The sequence below is a fragment of the Pseudomonas sp. WS 5146 genome, from assembly GCF_012985495.1.
GTDB classification, from domain to species: domain Bacteria; phylum Pseudomonadota; class Gammaproteobacteria; order Pseudomonadales; family Pseudomonadaceae; genus Aquipseudomonas; species Aquipseudomonas edaphica.
This window is the reverse complement of the sequence record NZ_JAAQWL010000001.1, coordinates 253771-270827: the sequence shown is the minus strand read 5'-3', so window position 1 is coordinate 270827 and position 17057 is coordinate 253771. Positions and strand designations below refer to the sequence as shown.

The window sequence follows — 17057 nt, the reverse complement described above, 5'->3', positions numbered from 1 at the left end:
GAACGATGCGTATCTCTACACAGCAGTATTTCGACACCAGCTCCAGCAAGTATCAGGACAACTATTCGGGTGTGGTGAAGGCCCAGGACCAGGCGAGTTCCGGTGTGCGTGTGCAAACCGCGTCCGATGACCCGGTGGCTGCTGCCCAATTGCTGATGTTGCAGCAGCAGAAAGACATGCTGGGGCAGTACAACGGCAACATTACGACTTTGCAGAACTCGCTGAATAATGAAGAAAGCGTGCTTGCCAGCATCAGCCTGGCTATGCAAACCGCCAGCGGTCTGGCGTTGCAGGCCGGTAACCTTAAGCTCAGCAATGATGATCGCAAGGCGATTGCCGCCCAGGTCGGTGCGCTTGAGGACCATGTGTTGGGCCTGCTCAACTCCAAGGATTCCAGTGGCAACTACATGTTCTCTGGGGCCAAGACCGATACGCCGCCCTACAGTCGCAATAACGATGGTACCTACACTTATCAGGGCGACGAAACACCGCTGAGCCTGCAGGTCTCGAGCAACCTGACGGTCGCCATGGGTGATACCGGCAAGACCCTGCTGGAGAGCTCCTCCAATACCGGTCGCACGCAGACCTCGATTTTGCCACCGGCTGTGAATGACGGCAAAGTCGCGATCTCGGCAGGCCTGGTCACGTCCGGCACCGCGTACACCAAGAGTTTTGCCGACGGCCAGCCGTATAAGCTGACCTTCGCCAGCAGCACCCAGTACAGCGTGACCGACAAGGACGGCAATGACGTTACCTCGGAGATCACCGGTAACGGCACCTTTGATGCCACCAAGGAAGGCGCTTCCAGCGTTAACCTGCGCGGCGTGAAGTTCGATATCAGCCTGAACCTGGGGCCGGATGTTGCCACGGGTGCGCCGTCTGATGCGTTGGTGGCGGGCAAGGCGTTTACGCTGGAAAGCAAGCCGGACACCTTCAGCAGTTCGCGTACGGCGAGCAATCCGTCCACGGCGCAGCTGACCGGTGGCCGCGTCACGGATCAGGCGGCCTACGCCAGTACCTTTCCCAACTCGGGGGCGGTGATCAAGTTCACCAGCGGCAATGCCTACGAGGTTTATGCCCAGCCCTATACGGCCGACAGCAAATCGATTGCCACAGGTACCATGGCCACCGGCGCGACATCGATCACCGCCGCCGGGGTAACTTTCGATGTAAGCGGTACGCCGGGGGCCGGTGATCAGTTTTCGCTCAGTGCCACCAGCAACAAGAACATGAACGCCCTGGATACCTTGGGCCAGCTGCGCAAGGCGCTGGAGACCCCGGCCGATGGCGACCCGGTGGCTATGAACAAGCTCAAGGATGTGCTTAACACCACCATCGGCAACCTGTCGAATGCCGACGCACAGATCAACCAGGTGCGCGGCTCCATCGGTGCGCGCCAGAATGCCCTGGATATCCAAGGCCAGGAAAACACCAGCCTGGGCCTGGCCAACACATCGACCATGTCCTCATTGGCCAACGTCGATATGGGGCAGGCCGCCATTGACCTGACCTTGCAGCAAACCATGCTGCAAGCCTCGCAACTGGCCTTTGTGAAAATCTCCCAGTTGAGCCTGTTCAGCCGCATGTAATCGGCAGTCCTACACACGGCCCACCCTGGCAACAGGGTGGGCCGTTGTCGTTTCTGGTGCCGTGAATGTTGCCGGGTTTTGCATAAAGCGCACAAAATTGAGTGACCTGTGAGTCATAAAGGGCATCTTCACTGTATCGTGTGAAAAGGATAAGTCGCTTGCGAGTCTTTACGCGGCGGCTTTCAGCGATATTTTCATGGGGTTATCCCCTTTATTGTCAGCGCTCCCGGCCAAGCCCGAGGGGTGTTATCCAGCTATTTAGTATTGGGAAGCCACAATGATTGGCATAAAAAGCATCGCCAGTTACGTGCCGGCAGACGGGGTTGATAACTACGCCCAGGGCGCCAAATTCGCCAAGGATGAAGATTTCATCATCGGCAAGATCGGTTCGGCGTTCCTGCCGCGCAAGGATGCTGCGCAGGAAACCTCTGATCTGTGTGTCGAGGCAGTCAACGCCTTGTTTGCGGCCAACCCGGATTTGAAGCGCGAATCCATCGACGCGCTAATCGTTGTGACGCAAAACGGCGACGAAGAGGGTTTGCCCCACACCGCCGCCATCGTCCAGGACAAGCTGGGCCTGCCCACCCACGTGGCTGCGTTTGATATTTCCCTGGGCTGCTCGGGCTACGTCTACGGCATCTATGCGATGAAGGGCTTCATGGAAGCCACCGGCCTGAAAAATGGCCTGTTGATCACCGCCGACCCGTATTCGAAGATCGTCGACCCGGAAGATCGCAACACCACCATGCTGTTCGGCGATGCCGCCACCGCCACCTGGATGGGTGAAGACGCGCCGTGGTTGCTGGGCAAGTCCAAGTTCGGCACCGACGGTTCCGGCGCGCCGCATTTGAAGGTAAGTGATGGCGTGTTTTTCATGAACGGCCGCCAGGTGTTCAACTTTGCCTTGCTCAAGGTGCCGGCACATTTGCACGAGCTGCTCAATGAGTCGGACCTCAAAGCTGACGAAATCGACGCATTCTGCATCCACCAGGGCAGTGCGGCGATTGTCGACGCGGTTGCCCGGCGTTTCGAAGAGGCCCCGGTAGAGAAGTTCATCAAGGACATGGTCGAGACCGGCAACACCGTGTCGTCGAGCATTCCGTTGCTGCTGGAAAAGCACATGATGGACGCCGACTGGAAGCGCGTTGCCATCAGCGGTTTCGGCGTGGGCCTGTCGTGGGGCTCGGCGATTCTCTATCGCCCGTAACGCTCTAATAGGCTGCGCACAAAAACGCCCAGGCTCAAAAAGCCTGGGCGTTTTTTATTGTGGCGAGCGGGCTTGCCCCGCGTTGGGCTGCGCAGCAGCCCCAAGATGTCAGCGGCCCATGAATTCAGGACTTTTCAGCCGCTTTAAGCCCTTGAATTACAAAGGGTGGCCCCGTGCTAGTAAAAAAAATCAAAAAAGTCCTCAAGCAACCTGCTTTCACGACGATAACTATTACGAAGGTTCTCTAGGCCACACCCGGCGGTTGCCAGGGCCGGAAGCCGCAGTACACCACCCACGAGGATTTCGTCATGGCTTTAACAGTAAACACCAACCTTGCTTCGTTGACCGTTCAGAACAACCTGAACAAGGCTTCCGGCGCCCTGCAAACCTCCATGCAGCGTCTGTCCTCCGGCCTGCGTATCAACAGCGCCAAAGACGATGCGGCCGGCCTGCAAATCTCCAACCGTCTGACCAGCCAGATCAACGGCCTGGGCGTTGCAATCAAAAACGCCAACGACGGCAGCTCGATTGCTCAGACCGCTGAAGGCGCAATGCAGCAGTCCACCAACATCCTGCAAAGCATGCGTACCCTGGCACTGCAATCCGCTAACGGCTCGCCAAGCGCTGAAGACCGTAAGTCGAACCAGGCTCAATACGCAGCCCTGACTGCTGAATTGACCCGTATCGCTACCACCACCACCTTCGGTGGCAAGAACCTGCTGGACGGTTCTTTCGGTACTACGTCGTTCCAGGTCGGCGCCAACGCCAACCAGACCATCGACATGAGCATCGGTAACGTTGCAGCCAACAACATTGGTTCGCAGCAGCTGAAAAGCCAAGGCGTTGCTCCAAGTGCAACAGGCGTTGCCGGCGGCGCAATCACCGTTACCGGTGGTGGCCAGTCCAAGGCCCTGACCATCGCTGCCGGCGCTTCCGCCAAGCAGATCGCTGCTCAGATGAACGGCGCTGTAGGCGGCCTGGCTGCTACTGCCAGCACCACTGCACAGTTCACCGTTGACGCCACTGCCATTGCTGCTGCTACTCCGGCCAGCGCCAACTTCACCCTGCAAGTGGGCAGCGGTACTGCAGTGCAGTTCACTGGTGTGACCAGCACTTCCGACCTGGCTGACCAACTGAAGTCCAACGCTGCCAAGCTGGGCATCAGCGTCAACTACGATTCGACCACCCAAGCCTTGTCGGTCAAGTCCGACACCGGTGAGAACCTGACCTTCAACGCTGGTGACGCCGGTGCTATCGCAGGTGTCAAGGTTGCTACCCTGGACGGTACTGGTACCGCCGGTACTGCCGTTGCTCTGGCTAACACCGCGATCATCGCTACTGGTGCTGTTTCCCTGAACTCCTCCAGCAGCTACTCGCTGAGCGGTGCAGGTGTGACCGGTCTGTTCGCAGCCGCTGGTACTGCTGCCAACTCCACCAAAACCACCGTTAACAACACTGACATCACCACTGCTGCCAACGCACAGAACTCGATCGACGTGATCACTCAAGCGATCTCCGACATCGACTCCCAGCGTGCCGGCCTGGGTGCTGTTCAGAACCGTTTCGACAACACCGTTGCCAACCTGCAGAGCATTGCCGACAACTCCAGCGCCGCTCGCGGTCAGATCCAGGACGTTGACTACGCTGCTGAAACTGCTCAGCTGACCAAGCAACAAACCCTGCAACAGGCTTCCACTGCGATCCTGTCCCAGGCCAACCAACTGCCATCCGCTGTACTGAAGCTGCTTCAGTAATAGCCATCGGCAGATGAATGACGGAAGGGCGCGTTTACGTGCCCTTTCGTCTTTTGCGTGATGAGGAGATTGGACATGGACATGAGTGTGAAGCTGAACCTGTCTTATCCGGCAGTGGCGCCGCAGAGCGCGCCTGCCCCCGTGAACAACGGCCTGCAGAAAACCAAGGTAGACCCCGCGCTGGCCACGGTTCAACCCCAGCAAGACTCGAAACCGTCCGACCTCGAACAGGCCGTTACGGATATTCGCAACTTCGTTCAGGCTGCCCAGCGCAACCTGGAATTTTCCATCGATGACTCCACCCATCAGGTGGTGGTCAAGGTGATTGCAACCGACAGTGGCGAAGTCATTCGTCAGATCCCGTCGGAAACTGCATTGAAACTCGCACAAAGCCTTCACGACGCCAGCAACGTGTTGTTTGACGCGAAAGTCTGAGCTGGCATGAATTTTGTTGCTGTAGCTGCTTGAGGCGTCGTCCGTCAATAAAGCGCCAGCCCCGATCAGGAGAAGTGTCATGGGTGATATCACGGTAAGCGGCCCGGTTACGGGGATTAATACCGAGTCGATCGTTACGGCCTTGGTGAACGCTGAACAAGCGCCCAAGCAGTCGCAGATCAACAAACAGACGCAGACGCAGACCGCCCAACTGTCCTCGATCGGCAAGATTCAAGCGGCATTGGATGCGTTTCGTGGCGCCATGGACAACATGGCCAAGGACGCCAGTATTGGTGGCCTGACGGCGACCACCTCGGATGCCAACGTGTCCACGGTCACTTTGGGCGCTGGTGCTTCGGCCGGCAGTTATCAGCTGGTGGTCAACCAGTTGGCGACTGCCTCGAAGATCGCTACCCAAAATTACCCAGGTGGGGCCAAGACTGTCGTCAATGCCGGCACTGCCGCTACGACCCTGGAAATTTCCCAGTCTGGTCAGAGTTACGGGGTGAGTGTTCCACCGGGCGCAACCTTGCAGCAGGTGCGTGACTCGATCAACGCGCAGTACAGCAGCGCGGGTCTGAGTGCCAACATCCTGACTGACTCCACCGGTTCACGTCTGGTCGTGACCTCGACCAATACCGGCGCTGGTACCGACATTACCTTGGGCGGTAACTCTGGCCTGCAAGCTGGGGCCGCGGTGGTGGGTGACCCACCGCAAAACGCGAAGTACACCATTGACGGTACTTCACAAGAGTCCAAGAGCAATACCCTGACTGAAGCAATCAGTGGTGTGAGCATCAAGCTGACGGCTGTGTCGCCGTTGCCAACTGGTGTCACCGACCCGTCCAAGCGTATCGCCTCGACCATCACGGTCACCCGCAGCAACGACACCCTCAAAAGTTCGGTTAAAGGCTTCGTCGACACTTATAACGCCTTGATGACCGCGATCGGCACCGAAACCAAAGTCACCACCAATGCCGATGGCTCGACCACGCCTTCTGCGCTGACTGGCGATGCCACCATGCGCTCCCTGCAGCAGGCGCTGCGTAGCGAGCTGAACGCGTTGGGTGGCTCGGGCACGTTGAAGTCCCTGGCTCAGTTTGGTGTAAACACCGATCAGACCACCGGCAAGCTGAGCATTGACGACAAAATCTTCAGCGCGGCCGTCGCCACCAACCCCACCGATATCGGCGGTATCTTCAACGGTGACAAAGGCCTGCTCGCCCGCATGAAAACCGCGACCGACAGCTTTGCCCTGAGCAACACCGGTGTACTGGCTACCCGTTCGACCACGCTGTCGAACAACCTCAAGGACCTGCAAAACCAGCAGGACACCCTGACCGCGCGTATGGCTGCCCTCAAGACCAGCCTGACCGCCAAGTACACCACCATGAACAACCTGGTCGCCCAGCTCACCAGCCAGCGCTCCAGTGTCATGACCACGCTCAACGCGCTGAACAAGTCGAATTCGGACAGTTGATTCCGGCTGGCGCCGCCCGGTGCTCCTGCACCGGGCACGGCCTTGAGCAGATCGCCGGATTAAAGTTTTTTGTCATCCCGTCGACATATTAGTCAGAGCCCATCCTAATTTAGCTGTTGCCTGTCACGAGGTAGAAACATGAATCCCATGAGAGCCCTTCGCCAATACCAGAAGGTCAATTCCCATGCCCAGGTCTCCGAAGCCAGCCCACACCGTCTGGTGCAGATGCTGATGGAAGGCGCGCTGGACCGCATGGCTCAGGCCAAGGGCGCCATGGCTCGTGGTGATATCGCGCAGAAGGGTTTGCTGCTGGGCAAGGCGATCGACATCCTGATCGGCCTGCGTGATGGCCTGAACCCGGAAAAAACCGATGATCCGGCCGCGTTGCAGCAACTCGATAACCTGTATGCCTACATGACCACGCGTTTGCTTGAAGCCAACAGCAAGAGCGATGTCAGCATGATCGATGAAGTAGCCGGCCTGATGATTACGCTCAAGGAAGGCTGGGACGGTATTGCAACACTGTAGGCCTTTGGCCTGAGGATGATGTCATGAGCCACGCCCTGCAACGGATTGACGAGACCCGCGAAGCCTTGGTCGACGCATTGGCGCAACGTAACTGGGACGCCATCGGCGAACTGGACATGGGGTGCCGCGCGGTCATCGACGAGGCGCTCAATAACGCGCCGGTGGACGAGGATGCGCTGCGGGAGAAGCTGGAGAGTTTGCTGGCGGTGTATCAGCAGTTGCTGGAGGTGACGACCGGCGAGCGCCAGGCGATTTTCGAAGAGATGTCGCAGATCAACCGCGCGCAAAGTGCGTCAAAGGTTTACCATCTGTTCGGCTGAACTGGCTCAGTTAATCCGAACAGCGCGTCATATATTTGACTGTGCTCGTATTTTTGACTTAACTAGTGCTGTTTTCAGATTTCAGGCGTCAGTAAGGTATGAAGTCCTACAGGCGTCTCGATTGCCCTCACTCTGGGGCAGGAAGTTTTACTAGGGAAGTTGCTATTGCATGTGGCGTGAAACCAAAATTCTGCTGATTGATGACGATAGCGTCCGCCGCCGCGATTTAGCGGTGATTTTAAATTTTCTCGGTGAAGAAAATTTACCCTGCGGCAGCCATGACTGGCAGCAGGCGGTCAGCTCTTTGTCGTCGAGCCGTGAAGTTATCTGTGTGCTGATCGGGACGGTAAATGCTCCTGGCGCCATTTTGGGCCTGTTAAAGACACTGTCGACCTGGGATGAGTTCCTTCCGGTGTTGCTGATGGGCGATATTTCTTCCGTGGACCTGCCGGAAGACCAGCGTCGCCGCGTGCTTTCAACCCTGGAAATGCCGCCCAGCTACAGCAAATTGCTCGATTCGCTGCACCGTGCCCAGGTCTATCGCGAGATGTATGACCAGGCCCGCGAGCGCGGCCGTCACCGTGAACCCAACCTGTTCCGCAGCCTCGTCGGCACCAGCCGTGCGATCCAGCATGTGCGCCAGATGATGCAGCAAGTCGCCGACACCGACGCCAGCGTGCTGATCCTTGGCGAATCCGGCACCGGCAAGGAAGTGGTTGCCCGCAACCTGCACTACCACTCCAAGCGCCGCGACGGGCCATTCGTGCCGGTCAACTGCGGGGCGATCCCGGCAGAGCTGCTCGAAAGCGAACTGTTCGGCCACGAGAAGGGCGCCTTTACCGGGGCGATCACCAGCCGTGCCGGGCGTTTTGAGCTGGCCAACGGCGGCACCTTGTTCCTCGACGAAATCGGCGACATGCCGCTGCCGATGCAGGTCAAGCTGTTGCGCGTGTTGCAGGAACGCACCTTCGAGCGCGTGGGCAGCAACAAGACCCAGAGCGTCGACGTGCGCATCATCGCGGCCACCCACAAAAACCTCGAAAGCATGATCGAGGTCGGCAGCTTCCGCGAAGACCTGTACTACCGCCTCAACGTATTCCCCATCGAGATGGCCCCGCTGCGCGAACGCGTGGAAGACATCCCGTTGCTGATGAACGAGTTGATCTCGCGCATGGAGCACGAAAAGCGCGGTTCGATTCGCTTCAACTCCGCCGCGATCATGTCCCTGTGCCGCCACGGCTGGCCGGGCAACGTGCGTGAGCTGGCCAACCTGGTGGAGCGCATGGCGATCATGCACCCCTACGGTGTGATCGGCGTGGTCGAGTTGCCGAAGAAATTTCGCTACGTCGACGACGAAGACGAGCAACTGGTCGACAGCCTGCGCACCGACCTCGAAGAGCGCGTGGCCATCAACGGCCACACGCCGGACTTCGGCTCCACCGCCATGCTGCCGCCCGAAGGCCTGGACTTGAAGGACTACCTCGGTAGCCTCGAACAAGGCCTGATCCAGCAGGCGCTGGACGATGCCAACGGCATTGTCGCCCGTGCCGCCGAGCGCTTGCGTATCCGTCGAACCACCTTGGTTGAGAAGATGCGCAAGTACGGTATGAGCCGCCGGGAAGGGGATGAACAGGCGGATGATTGACGCCTGTTTTTTAAGCTACTGAAATATCAGTAGTTTTTTTTCGGCACGGGTATTGCTATAGCCCTCGCAACGTTCCGTTTAACTGACGGTCAGCCAAGCGAGAGAGCATGATGCCCCACGCCGCCCAACTTTCTACAGCCCCTGCTATCCCGGGCCTCGTTCCGTCTGCAGAGCCGCTTACCCGGCAGGGTCTTGAGCAGGCGTTCTCGCAGTTCAGCCAGATGTCGAGCCAACTGACTGACTCTTACAGCTTGCTGGAGGCGCGGGTTTCCGAGCTTAAAGGCGAGCTGGCGGTGGTCAGTGCCCAGCGCATGCAAGAGCTGGCCGAGAAAGAGCGCCTGGCCAACCGTCTGCAAAACCTGCTGTCGCTGCTGCCCGGTGGCGTGATCGTCATTGATGACCAGGGCCGCGTGCGTGAAGCCAACCCGGCTGCCGTCGACATGCTCGGCCTGCCGCTGGAAGGCGAGTTGTGGCGGGAAGTCATCGCCCGCTGCTTCGCTCCGCGTGAAGACGACGGCCACGAAATCTCCCTCAAGGACGGCCGGCGTCTGTCCATCGCCACCCGCTCCCTGGACGCCGAGCCCGGCCAACTGGTGCTGCTCAACGACCTGACGGAAACCCGTCACCTGCAAGACCAACTGGCGCGTCATGAGCGCTTGTCATCGTTGGGGCGGATGGTTGCTTCTTTGGCGCATCAGATCCGCACGCCGTTGTCGGCGGCGCTGATCTACGCCAGTCATTTGACTGATGAGCAATTGCCGGCCGCCACCCACCAACGTTTTGCTGGCCGCCTCAAAGAGCGTCTGCACGAGTTGGAGCACCAGGTGCGCGACATGCTGGTGTTTGCCCGCGGCGAATTGCCGCTGACCGACCGCGTTACGCCCGCTATGTTGATGCAGTCGCTGCAAGCGGCGGCGGCCACCCATATCCAGGACGCCCAGGTGCGTTGGCAGTGCGACAGCCACCAGGGCGAGTTGCTGTGCAACCGCGACACCCTGGTCGGCGCTTTGCTCAACCTGATCGAAAACGCCACCCAGGCAAGCCTGCCCGGGGCGCGGCTCAAGGTGCACCTGTACACCCGCGAGCAAACCCTGCGCCTGTGTATCAGCGACAGCGGCAGCGGCATTGAGCCGTGTGTGCTGCAACGCCTGGGCGAACCGTTTTTTACCACCAAGACCAACGGCACCGGCCTCGGCCTGACCGTGGTCAAGGCCGTGGCACGCGCGCATCAGGGAGAATTGCAGCTGCACTCCCGGTTGGGGCGTGGCACCTGTGCATTGATGACCTTGCCGCTGTTTTCCAGCACGGTAAGCGCGGAGTAAAAGGACTATGGCTATCAAGGTTTTATTGGTCGAAGACGATCGTGCCCTGCGTGAAGCATTGGCTGACACGCTGCTGTTGGCGGGCCATGACTACCGGGCGGTCGGTTCTGCCGAGGAAGCCTTGGAGGCGGTCGAGCAGGAGTCTTTCAGCCTGGTGGTCAGTGACGTCAACATGCCCGGCATGGACGGCCACCAGTTGCTCGGCCTGCTGCGCGCGCGCCAGCCACAACTGCCGGTGTTGCTGATGACCGCCCATGGCGCCGTGGAGCGGGCGGTGGACGCCATGCGCCAGGGCGCGGCGGATTACCTGGTCAAACCCTTTGAACCCAAAGCCCTGATCGAGCTGGTTGCCCGGCATGCACTCGGCGTTGTTTCGAATGCTGAAGGCGAAGGCCCTATTGCCTTTGAGCCGGCCAGCGCACAGTTGCTGGAACTGGCAGCGCGTGTGGCGCGTAGCGATTCCACCGTGCTGATCTCCGGCGAGTCCGGCACCGGTAAAGAAGTGCTGGCGCGGTATATCCACCAGCAATCGAGCCGCGCCAAACAACCCTTTATCGCGATCAACTGTGCGGCCATCCCCGACAACATGCTTGAAGCCACCTTGTTCGGCCATGAAAAAGGCTCGTTCACCGGCGCCATCGCGGCCCAGGCCGGCAAGTTCGAACAGGCCGACGGCGGCACCATCCTGCTCGACGAAATCTCGGAAATGCCCCTGGGCCTGCAAGCCAAGCTGCTGCGGGTATTGCAGGAGCGTGAGGTTGAGCGTGTGGGCGCACGCAAGCCGATCCAGCTGGATATCCGCGTGGTTGCCACCACCAACCGCGACCTCGCGGGCGAAGTGGCGGCGGGGCGCTTTCGTGAAGACCTGTTCTACCGGCTATCCGTATTCCCGCTGGCCTGGCGCCCGTTGCGCGAGCGCCCGGCGGATATCATCCCGCTGGCCGAGCGCCTGCTGAACAACCACGTCAAAAAAATGAAGCACGCCCAGGCGCGGTTGTCGGCTGAGGCCCAGGCTTGCCTGATCAGCTACCCATGGCCCGGCAACGTGCGCGAATTGGACAACGCCATCCAGCGCGCGCTGATTTTGCAGCAGGGCGGCTTGATCCAGCCGCAAGACTTCTGCCTGGCCATGGGCAATGGCAGCGCGCCGTTGCCGAGCCTGGCGCCCGCACCTGTGGCGGCTGCCGAAACCGAGTCCGGCGGTGCCCTGGGCGACGACCTGCGCCGCCGCGAATTCCAGATGATCATCGACACCTTGCGTGCCGAGCGCGGCCGCCGCAAAGAGGCCGCTGAGCGCCTGGGCATCAGCCCGCGCACCCTGCGCTACAAGCTGGCGCAGATGCGCGACGCCGGGATGGACGTGGAAGCCTACCTTTTCGCCACCTGAAAAATTCTTGGGCTGACAGGGTTTGTCGCCTTTTCTTACGAATTGCCACGGAGCTGGCACCCTTGTTGCTACCACCCGTAGTAACCGCTGCGTAGTGTCAAAAAATTGCGGGTCGTCGGAGAGAGAAGGTCATGAGCCAGGGTATTGAGTTCAATCGGTTGATGTTGGATATGCGCTCCATGCAAATGGATGCCATGGCTCAACCGAAATCCGTCGCGCCAGCGCCGGAATTGGGCCAAAGCAGTTTTGCCGACATGCTCGGTCAGGCAATCAACAAAGTCAGCGACACCCAGCAAGCCTCCAGTCAGTTGGCCACCGCCTTCGAGATCGGCAAGAGCGGCGTGGACCTCACCGATGTGATGGTCGCCTCGCAAAAGGCCAGCGTTTCCTTTCAAGCCTTGACCCAAGTGCGTAACAAGCTGGTTCAGGCTTATCAAGACATCATGCAGATGCCGGTTTAAGGACGAGATTTAAGTCATGGCAGAAGCAGTCTCCGACAACGTACCCGCCAAGGCAGACGGCAAGCCGCCGCTGTTTGGCCTGTCGTTCCTGGAAAACCTCTCGGAAATGACCATGCTGCGTCAGGTGGGCCTGATGGTCGGCCTGGCCGCCAGTGTGGCGATTGGTTTTGCCGTGGTGTTGTGGTCGCAACAACCTGATTACCGCCCGCTGTACGGCAGCCTGGCCGGCATGGATTCCAAGCAGATCATGGAAACCCTGGCCGCCGCCGACATCGCCTACACCGTGGAGCCCAACTCCGGCGCCTTGCTGGTCAAGGCTGATGACGTGGCCCGTGCGCGCATGAAGCTGGCTGCAGCCGGCGTAACGCCGTCTGACAGCAATATCGGTTTTGAAATCCTCGACAAGGACCAGGGCCTGGGCACCAGCCAGTTCATGGAAGCCACCCGTTATCGGCGTGGCCTGGAAGGCGAGCTGGCGCGCACCATCAGCAGCCTGAACAACGTCAAGGGCGCCCGCGTGCACCTGGCGATCCCGAAAAGCTCGGTGTTCGTGCGTGACGAACGCAAGCCCAGTGCTTCGGTGTTGGTTGAACTGTTTTCCGGCCGCTCCCTGGAGCCTGGCCAGGTACTGGCGATCATCAACCTGGTGGCCACCAGCGTTCCCGAATTGAGCAAGTCGCAAATCACCGTGGTCGACCAGAAGGGCAACCTGCTGTCCGACCAGGCCGAGAACTCCGCGCTGACCCAGGCCGGCAAGCAGTTCGACTACAGCCGTCGCATGGAAAGCATGCTGACCCAGCGCGTGCACAACATCCTGCAACCGGTGTTGGGCAACGATCGCTACAAGGCTGAAGTGTCCGCCGACGTGGATTTCAGCGCGGTCGAGTCGACCTCCGAACAGTTCAACCCCGACCAACCGGCGCTGCGCAGCGAGCAGTCCACCAGCGAACAACGCACCGCCAGCAATGGCCCGCAAGGTGTGCCGGGTGCCCTGAGCAACCAGCCACCGGCTCCGGCGACTGCACCACAAACCACCGGTGGCGCGGCCGCTACGGCTGGCGCGATCCAGCCAGGGCAGCCATTGTTGGACGCCAACGGCCAGCAGATCATGGACCCGGCCACCGGCCAGCCGATGCTCGCGCCGTACCCGGCGGACAAGCGTAACCAGTCGACCAAGAACTTCGAACTCGACCGTTCCATCAGCCACACCAAGCAGCAGCAGGGCAAGATCAATCGCCTGTCGGTGTCGGTAGTGGTCGATGATCAGGTCAAGGTCAACCCGGCTGACGGCGCCGTCACCCGTGCGCCTTGGAGCACCGATGAATTGGCCCGTTTCACGCGCCTGGTGCAGGACGCCGTCGGCTTCGACGCCAGCCGGGGTGACAGCGTCAGCGTGATCAACATGCCGTTCTCCGCCGAGCGCGCCGAAGTGATCGCCGACCCTGCGTTCTACACGCAGCCGTGGTTCTGGGACATCGTTAAACAAGTGCTGGGTGTGTTGTTCATTCTGGTGCTGGTGTTTGGCGTGCTGCGCCCGGTGCTCAACAACATCACCGGCAACGGCAAGAAACAGCTGGCCTTGGCCGGTGGCGACGTCGAGTTGGGTGGCATGGGCGGCCTGGACGGCGAACTGGCCAACGACCGCGTCAGCCTCGGCGGCCCGCAAAGCATCCTGTTGCCAAGCCCGAGCGAAGGCTATGACGCTCAGCTGAACGCAATCAAGAGTCTGGTAGCAGAAGACCCGGGCCGTGTGGCCCAGGTCGTGAAAGAGTGGATCAACGCAGATGAGTGATAATCGAGCCGCTGTTGCCAAGCTCACCAAGGTCGACAAAGCCGCAGTCCTGTTGCTGTCCCTGGGTGAAACCGACGCTGCCCAAGTGCTGCGCCACATGGGGCCTAAAGAGGTCCAGCGCGTGGGCGTGGCCATGGCGCAGATGCGCAATGTGCACCGCGAGCAAGTCGAGCAGGTGATGAGTGAGTTCGTCGAGATCGTCGGCGACCAGACCAGCCTGGGCGTCGGCTCCGACAGCTATATCCGCAAGATGCTCACCTCGGCACTTGGCGAAGACAAGGCCAACGGCCTGATCGACCGCATCCTGCTGGGTGGCAACACCAGTGGCCTGGACAGCCTCAAGTGGATGGAGCCGCGCGCGGTGGCCGACGTGATCCGCTACGAGCACCCGCAGATCCAGGCCATCGTCGTCGCTTACCTCGACCCGGACCAGGCCGGTGAAGTGCTCGGCCACTTCGACCATAAAGTACGCCTGGATATCATCCTGCGCGTGTCGTCGCTGAACACCGTGCAGCCGGCGGCCCTGAAAGAACTCAACACGATTCTGGAGAAGCAGTTCTCTGGCAACTCGAACGCTTCGCGCACCACCTTGGGCGGCATCAAGCGTGCGGCCGACATCATGAACTTCCTCGACAGCTCGGTCGAAGGCCAGTTGATGGACTCGATCCGCGAGATCGACGACACCCTGTCCGGCCAGATCGAAGACCTCATGTTCGTGTTCAACAACCTCTCCGATGTCGATGACCGTGGCATCCAGGCGTTGCTGCGCGAAGTCTCCTCCGACGTGCTGGTGCTGGCCCTCAAAGGCTCGGACGAAAACGTCAAAGAGAAGATTTTCAAGAACATGTCCAAGCGTGCGTCCGAGCTGTTGCGCGACGACCTCGAAGCCAAAGGCCCGGTGCGCGTCAGCGACGTCGAAACCGCGCAGAAAGAAATCCTCACCATTGCCCGCCGTATGGCCGAAGCCGGAGAAATCGTTCTCGGTGGGAAGGGCGGCGAAGAAATGATCTAAGGCGCGTCCCATGTCGAACAAAGATGAGACGCCCAGCGATCTGATTCGCGCGCGGGATGTCGGCGGGTTCGACATCTGGTCGCTGCCCAGCTTCGATCCACATGTGCCGGAACCTGAGCCCGAGCCGTTGGTTGAAACGCCGGTAGAGATGGAAGAAGTGCCACTGGATGAAGTCCAGCCACTGACCCTTGAAGAGTTGGAAGCCATCCGCCAGGAAGCCTACAACGAAGGCTTTGCGGCCGGCGAAAAAGACGGCTTTCGCAGCACTACCCTCAAAGTACGCCAGGAAGCCGAAGAGGCGCTCGGCGTCAAACTCGCCAGCCTTGAGCGGCTGATGGGTACGCTGTTCGACCCGATTGCCGAGCAGGATACGCAGATCGAAAAAGCCATGGTCGGCCTGGTCGAGCACATTGCCCGGCAGGTCATCCAGCGCGAGCTGGTGCTCGATTCCAGCCATATCGAAAGCGTCATGCGCGAAGCCCTCAAGCTGCTGCCGTTGGGCGTGGGCAATGTGCGCCTGTACATCAACCCGCAGGATTTCGAACAGGTCAAAGCCCTGCGCGAGCGCCATGAAGAAACCTGGCGCATCGTCGAGGACGCCAACCTGCAACCCGGTGGCTGCCGCGTCGAAACCGAACACAGCCGCATCGATGCCACGGTGGAAACCCGCATCAGCCAGATCATGGCCAAGCTGTTTGATCAACTGCATGAACAAGCCCTGCACCCGGCCGAGCCTGACCTGAGTGTGGACCTGGACGCCACCGATGCGCCTTGATCGCACCAGCTTCGCCAAGCGCCTGGGTGGCTACGCCGAGGCCACGGAGTTGCCCGGCCAGCCGATCCTCGAAGGGCGCCTGCTGCGCATGGTCGGCCTGACCCTCGAAGCCGAAGGCCTGCGCGCCGCCATGGGCAGCCGCTGCCTGGTGATCAACGACGACAGCTACCACCCGGTGCAGGTCGAAGCCGAGGTGATGGGCTTTTCCGGCAGCAAGATTTTCCTCATGCCGGTCGGCAGCCTGGCGGGCATCGCCCCTGGCGCCCGCGTGGTGCCGTTGGCCGACACCGGCCGCCTGCCGATGGGCATGAGCATGCTCGGCCGCGTGCTCGACGGCGCCGGCCGCGCACTCGACGGCAAGGGCGGCATGAAGGCCGAAGACTGGGTGCCGATGGACGGCCCGACCATCAACCCGCTCAACCGCAACCCCATTAGTGTGCCGCTGGACGTGGGCATTCGCAGCATCAACGGTTTATTGACGGTCGGTCGCGGCCAGCGTCTGGGCCTGTTTGCCGGTACGGGCGTGGGTAAGTCGGTGTTGCTGGGCATGATGACGCGTTTTACCGAGGCCGACATTATTGTGGTCGGGCTGATCGGCGAGCGCGGCCGTGAAGTGAAAGAGTTCATCGAGCACAGCCTCGGTGAAGAAGGCCTCAAACGCTCGGTGGTAGTCGCGTCGCCTGCGGATGATGCGCCGCTGATGCGCCTGCGCGCCGCCATGTACTGCACGCGTATCGCCGAATATTTTCGCGACAAGGGCAAGAATGTCCTGTTGCTGATGGACTCGCTCACACGTTTCGCCCAGGCCCAGCGGGAAATCGCCTTGGCCATCGGCGAACCGCCCGCCACCAAAGGCTACCCGCCTTCAGTGTTCGCCAAGCTGCCCAAGCTGGTGGAGCGCGCCGGTAATGCCGAGGCCGGTGGTGGTTCGATCACCGCGTTCTACACCGTGTTGTCCGAAGGCGATGACCAGCAAGACCCGATTGCCGACTCGGCGCGGGGCGTGCTCGATGGCCACATCGTGCTGTCGCGGCGCCTGGCCGAGGAAGGGCACTACCCGGCCATCGACATCGAAGCCTCGATCAGCCGGGTGATGCCGGCGGTGGTCACCCCGGAGCACATGGCGCGTGCGCAGCACTTCAAACAACTGTGGTCGCGCTACCAGCAGAGCCGCGACCTGATCAGCGTCGGCGCCTACGTGGCCGGTGGTGATCGCGAAACCGACCTGGCCATCGCGCTGCAACCGCAACTGGTGAGCTACCTGCGCCAGGGGCTCAACGACAAGATCAGCATGGGCGAAAGCGAAGCTCACCTGGGCTCGATCTTCGCTCCGGCGCCGGGCGGTTAAGC

General features: G+C 60.5%; 15 protein-coding genes. All 15 read left to right on the top strand.

All coding sequences use genetic code 11. From position 1 onward, the window contains the following. The first annotated feature begins 5 nt into the window (after positions 1-5). The 15 genes from HBO41_RS01170 (at position 6) to fliI (ending at position 17055) form a co-directional block, all read left to right on the top strand. Positions 6-1589: a flagellar hook-associated protein 3 gene (locus HBO41_RS01170; protein WP_017134927.1), complete on the top strand. Its 1584-nt coding sequence runs from the start codon at positions 6-8 to the stop codon at positions 1587-1589. Between the two features lie 277 nt (positions 1590-1866). Further along, the gene (locus HBO41_RS01165; protein ID WP_017134928.1) at positions 1867-2796 is read left to right on the top strand and encodes a ketoacyl-ACP synthase III; all 930 of its coding nucleotides are present in this window, start codon (positions 1867-1869) and stop codon (positions 2794-2796) included. A gap of 308 nt (positions 2797-3104) precedes the next feature. After that, the gene (locus HBO41_RS01160) at positions 3105-4550 is read left to right on the top strand and encodes a flagellin (RefSeq protein ID WP_017134929.1); all 1446 of its coding nucleotides are present in this window, start codon (positions 3105-3107) and stop codon (positions 4548-4550) included. Between the two features lie 75 nt (positions 4551-4625). Then, positions 4626-4985: a flagellar protein FlaG gene (locus tag HBO41_RS01155; RefSeq protein WP_017134930.1), complete on the top strand. Its 360-nt coding sequence runs from the start codon at positions 4626-4628 to the stop codon at positions 4983-4985. A 79-nt stretch (positions 4986-5064) separates the two neighbouring features. Next, entirely contained in the window at positions 5065-6465 is a 1401-nt protein-coding gene (gene fliD / locus HBO41_RS01150) for a flagellar filament capping protein FliD (protein WP_017134931.1), read from the top strand. Between the two features lie 138 nt (positions 6466-6603). Next, the gene (fliS, locus tag HBO41_RS01145; RefSeq protein ID WP_017134932.1) at positions 6604-6993 is read left to right on the top strand and encodes a flagellar export chaperone FliS; all 390 of its coding nucleotides are present in this window, start codon (positions 6604-6606) and stop codon (positions 6991-6993) included. Positions 6994-7016: 23 nt separating this feature from the next. Continuing rightward, positions 7017-7313, top strand: a complete 297-nt coding sequence (gene fliT, locus HBO41_RS01140) for a flagellar protein FliT (protein ID WP_017134933.1) — start codon at positions 7017-7019, stop codon at positions 7311-7313. A gap of 169 nt (positions 7314-7482) precedes the next feature. Continuing rightward, the gene (locus HBO41_RS01135; RefSeq protein WP_017134934.1) at positions 7483-8958 is read left to right on the top strand and encodes a sigma-54 dependent transcriptional regulator; all 1476 of its coding nucleotides are present in this window, start codon (positions 7483-7485) and stop codon (positions 8956-8958) included. Between the two features lie 110 nt (positions 8959-9068). Next, positions 9069-10280, top strand: coding sequence for a PAS domain-containing sensor histidine kinase (locus HBO41_RS01130; protein WP_026013516.1), 1212 nt, complete (start codon positions 9069-9071; stop codon positions 10278-10280). Positions 10281-10287: 7 nt separating this feature from the next. After that, positions 10288-11667, top strand: coding sequence for a sigma-54 dependent transcriptional regulator (locus tag HBO41_RS01125; RefSeq protein ID WP_099548873.1), 1380 nt, complete (start codon positions 10288-10290; stop codon positions 11665-11667). A 131-nt stretch (positions 11668-11798) separates the two neighbouring features. Then, positions 11799-12128: a flagellar hook-basal body complex protein FliE gene (gene fliE, locus HBO41_RS01120; RefSeq protein WP_017134937.1), complete on the top strand. Its 330-nt coding sequence runs from the start codon at positions 11799-11801 to the stop codon at positions 12126-12128. Between the two features lie 16 nt (positions 12129-12144). Then, a complete protein-coding gene (gene fliF / locus HBO41_RS01115) occupies positions 12145-13920 on the top strand; it encodes a flagellar basal-body MS-ring/collar protein FliF (RefSeq protein WP_017134938.1) in 1776 nt (591 codons plus the stop codon). Continuing rightward, complete coding sequence (gene fliG, locus HBO41_RS01110) at positions 13913-14932, top strand: flagellar motor switch protein FliG (RefSeq protein ID WP_010208743.1); 1020 nt, start codon at positions 13913-13915, stop codon at positions 14930-14932. Before fliF ends, fliG begins: the two co-directional genes overlap by 8 nt. Before the next feature lie 10 nt (positions 14933-14942). Beyond that, on the top strand, positions 14943-15707 hold the full coding sequence (fliH, locus tag HBO41_RS01105) for a flagellar assembly protein FliH (RefSeq protein WP_017134939.1): 765 nt from the start codon (positions 14943-14945) through the stop codon (positions 15705-15707). Beyond that, positions 15697-17055, top strand: coding sequence for a flagellar protein export ATPase FliI (gene fliI, locus HBO41_RS01100; protein ID WP_017134940.1), 1359 nt, complete (start codon positions 15697-15699; stop codon positions 17053-17055). The genes fliH and fliI overlap by 11 nt, the downstream gene beginning before the upstream one ends. The last annotated feature ends 2 nt before the right edge of the window (positions 17056-17057 follow it).

Coding starts and splice junctions, on each gene's coding strand:
- HBO41_RS01125 (WP_099548873.1), top strand. CDS start 10,288: ATGGCTATCAAGGTTTTATTGGTCGAAGACGATCGTGCCCTGCGTGAA.
- HBO41_RS01130 (WP_026013516.1), top strand. CDS start 9,069: ATGCCCCACGCCGCCCAACTTTCTACAGCCCCTGCTATCCCGGGCCTC.
- fliE (WP_017134937.1), top strand. CDS start 11,799: ATGAGCCAGGGTATTGAGTTCAATCGGTTGATGTTGGATATGCGCTCC.
- fliI (WP_017134940.1), top strand. CDS start 15,697: ATGCGCCTTGATCGCACCAGCTTCGCCAAGCGCCTGGGTGGCTACGCC.
- HBO41_RS01170 (WP_017134927.1), top strand. CDS start 6: ATGCGTATCTCTACACAGCAGTATTTCGACACCAGCTCCAGCAAGTAT.
- fliH (WP_017134939.1), top strand. CDS start 14,943: ATGTCGAACAAAGATGAGACGCCCAGCGATCTGATTCGCGCGCGGGAT.
- HBO41_RS01155 (WP_017134930.1), top strand. CDS start 4,626: ATGGACATGAGTGTGAAGCTGAACCTGTCTTATCCGGCAGTGGCGCCG.
- HBO41_RS01160 (WP_017134929.1), top strand. CDS start 3,105: ATGGCTTTAACAGTAAACACCAACCTTGCTTCGTTGACCGTTCAGAAC.
- fliF (WP_017134938.1), top strand. CDS start 12,145: ATGGCAGAAGCAGTCTCCGACAACGTACCCGCCAAGGCAGACGGCAAG.
- HBO41_RS01165 (WP_017134928.1), top strand. CDS start 1,867: ATGATTGGCATAAAAAGCATCGCCAGTTACGTGCCGGCAGACGGGGTT.
- HBO41_RS01135 (WP_017134934.1), top strand. CDS start 7,483: ATGTGGCGTGAAACCAAAATTCTGCTGATTGATGACGATAGCGTCCGC.
- fliD (WP_017134931.1), top strand. CDS start 5,065: ATGGGTGATATCACGGTAAGCGGCCCGGTTACGGGGATTAATACCGAG.
- fliT (WP_017134933.1), top strand. CDS start 7,017: ATGAGCCACGCCCTGCAACGGATTGACGAGACCCGCGAAGCCTTGGTC.
- fliG (WP_010208743.1), top strand. CDS start 13,913: ATGAGTGATAATCGAGCCGCTGTTGCCAAGCTCACCAAGGTCGACAAA.
- fliS (WP_017134932.1), top strand. CDS start 6,604: ATGAATCCCATGAGAGCCCTTCGCCAATACCAGAAGGTCAATTCCCAT.